The following is a 2,667-nucleotide window of genomic DNA, read 5'->3' as shown; positions in this document are numbered from 1 at the left end:
GTCGCATTCAAATTTCAGGTGCTCAGTGGAATGCTGAAAACGTTCCTCAGGTGCTAGCGCATCGCTGTGCTTACCTTAATGAGCTGATTGGGCAGCAAATCTGACATGCTCCCCTCTGAATACATCTGTATCTTGATGTTTTACAGAATTTAACGCTCTATATACTTCTGATTGGATCGACGTTCCAATTAATAACGGTTTTATCCTTTTCTAGAGTTAACAGGCTGATAAAACCCAGCGATTAAATCAGTCTGAATCTTCCCAAAGATTAAGGCAGGAAACCGTTAAAAATCCTAGCGTGAAGGTATGGCTCTCTCTGATGACTAACGAGCCGGGGACGCTGCGCGATCGCTATGAGGCAATACAAAAGCTTTCCTGCTTATTGGACACGGCGACAACTACTCCGGCTTGGGGTAGCAGGCACGATCTTACCGTTCGCGATCTCTCAACTCTCTAGTTGTTTGCAACAGAATTTATTGACAATGGAAAGTTCAAAGCAAGCTGATTCTTCCGCCACAGAAGGACGATTATTATCCCGTCCAACTCGCCCCACAGCAACCGCAACTCCCGGATTGCATCCCCTAGGACTGGACGGACAGCGGGATGGTTTCGTCTATGTACCCAAAACCTATCGGGCAGACCAACCCGCGCCACTGGTGTTGATGTTGCATGGGGCAGGAGGCGATTCAGAGGGGGCGCTGAATATCGTCCGCCATCTGGCAGATCCCTTCCAGACAATTTTGTTGGCAGTAGACTCGCGCCGACAAACTTGGGACGTGATTCGGAGTGGGTACGGTGCCGATATTACTTTTATTGACCGGGCGCTGGCACAAACCTTCAGCCGTTACGCGATCGCGCCAAATCAGGTAGCGATCGCGGGTTTCTCGGATGGGGCTTCCTACGCCCTCTCGGTTGGCATTACCAATGGCGACTTGTTTAGCCACATCATTGCCTTCTCACCGGGATTCATGGCTCCTGCGGCACAGGAAGGGAAGCCGCAGGTATTCATTTCTCACGGGAAGGGGGACACGGTGTTGCCGATTGAGCGATGCAGTCGCCGGATTGTGCCGCAGTTACAACGGGCAAGCTATGACGTGCAGTACCACGAGTTCAATGGTCCCCATACGGTTCCAGGCGCGATCGCTCGGCAAGCGATGGAGTGGTTTACCCAAACAGTACCGAAGGAGAATTGAGCATCCCGGCCTCTTGAATCGCAACAAAGGCAGTTTCCCCTAAAATGCGATGAGTCGCTGTTGTTGGATGAATGCCATCCCAGAACAAAAACTGGTCTGGACTGCCAGAAGTCCCAGCACCAGCCAAACACGCATTGAGGACATTGGTAAAGCCAAACGCTGCCGGATTCGCGATCGCTTCTCGATACAGCCGATTGGCATCGAGAGTGGCAATCTGAAGGTCAGAATGCTGCTGAGCTACCTTAAGCGATCGCCTCAAACCTTGATTATGAGCTTGGGTTAATGCACTGAGTCGGGCAGCATTTGCACTGGTTCGGGTCGTGGGTAACTGTCCCAAATCGGGCAAGTTTACCACTAGGAGCTTTTTAGCACCCTTATCAGCCAGAGAAGCGATCGCCTTCGTGATATTTTCAACAGGAATCGTGGCACTGCTGACTCCTTGCAAATAATCATTTGCCCCTGCCCACAACACATACAGCGCATCTGAATTCACTTTTTGATGTGTCTGTGTAAACGATTGCACCTGACTTAACAAGCTCGGTACATAACTGTTACCAGCGCTTCCAGAAGTCGCTCCTCCGCAAGCAAAATTATGGGTTTGATTAGAAGAGATATGTAGACGCTCAGCAAGATACTCAACCCAAACCCGACCATTTGAGTAACGTCCCTGAAAGTAGGGTGGATTGGGTGGATACATTCCTCCCGTCGCTCGGAACACCGCACCCGCATCCGAGAGACTGTCCCCAAACACGTAGAGTTCTGTAATCGGATGAGTGTTTTGAATAGATGTTGTGAGTACAACCATGACAAAAATCAGGAGCGCAAGTCCTGCTGCTAGAATTCCGTTTTTTCCTGGCATCAAATTTCTTTCCAAGCTCCGAAAAGTGCTATTTTTACTCGATTAAAACCAACTGCAACAATTGTTGGTGGTTCTAGTTTTTAGTAAAAATGGAGCTGGCAATTTGTCGCTTCTCTAGGCTAACAAGCTGATTTAAACAGTGGAGGACGCAACCGAATACTTTCTAGTGTGGATTTTGCCAATAGCCTAAAATGCGATCGCTGTTTAACGCAAGGGAATTTGCCTAGCTTGTATACCAAAAAACAATCGTCAATCCTCTAGGAGTTAGATGTAATTTCCGAGAGGAAGCGAAACAATTGAAGCAGCCTAATCCCGAAGATAGGTCTGTTTCCGCTTCCGTTTATTTTCTGGGAGTAGATTCTTCTCCCCATCGTCAATAACGAACCGCACTCAAGAATTCGTTTTCGTTGCGAGTGATGTACGCGCTGAGGTTGTTACAAAGGTATTGCCATGACTTCAAACCAAACTACATCCCAGGCGAGTAGCCAAGAAAATTCTTCCATCCATCAGCGCGATCGCCGCCCTCTGATTGTGGCTGGTATTGTGTTAGGAATGAGTCAGGCTGGATTTTTTGATGGGATTGTCATTCATCAATTATTACAATGGCATCATATG

General features: G+C 48.4%; 4 protein-coding genes. 3 read left to right on the top strand and 1 reads right to left on the bottom strand.

Annotated features, from left to right (window positions below; translation table 11 throughout):
• The first annotated feature begins 319 nt into the window (after positions 1-319).
• Together H6F50_RS27045 and H6F50_RS10985 are read left to right on the top strand one after the other, a co-directional pair.
• Entirely contained in the window at positions 320-457 is a 138-nt protein-coding gene (locus H6F50_RS27045) for a hypothetical protein (protein ID WP_190428724.1), read from the top strand.
• Positions 458-482: 25 nt separating this feature from the next.
• A complete protein-coding gene (locus tag H6F50_RS10985; RefSeq protein WP_190428723.1) occupies positions 483-1,193 on the top strand; it encodes an alpha/beta hydrolase-fold protein in 711 nt (236 codons plus the stop codon).
• On the opposite strand, the gene H6F50_RS10980 is transcribed toward H6F50_RS10985, so the two are convergent.
• The gene (locus H6F50_RS10980; RefSeq protein WP_190428722.1) at positions 1,165-2,052 is read right to left on the bottom strand and encodes an SGNH/GDSL hydrolase family protein; all 888 of its coding nucleotides are present in this window, start codon (positions 2,050-2,052) and stop codon (positions 1,165-1,167) included. The genes H6F50_RS10985 and H6F50_RS10980 overlap by 29 nt on opposite strands.
• A gap of 450 nt (positions 2,053-2,502) precedes the next feature.
• On the opposite strand from H6F50_RS10980, the gene H6F50_RS27570 reads away from it, so the two are divergent.
• Positions 2,503-2,667 (top strand): DUF2243 domain-containing protein (locus H6F50_RS27570; protein ID WP_190428721.1); only part of this gene is annotated, 165 nt, incomplete at its 3' end.

The organism is Coleofasciculus sp. FACHB-712, assembly GCF_014695635.1.
Classification (GTDB): domain Bacteria; phylum Cyanobacteriota; class Cyanobacteriia; order Cyanobacteriales; family FACHB-T130; genus FACHB-T130.
Note: the sequence above shows the minus strand (reverse complement) of the source record. Positions and strands in the feature narration are given on the sequence as shown.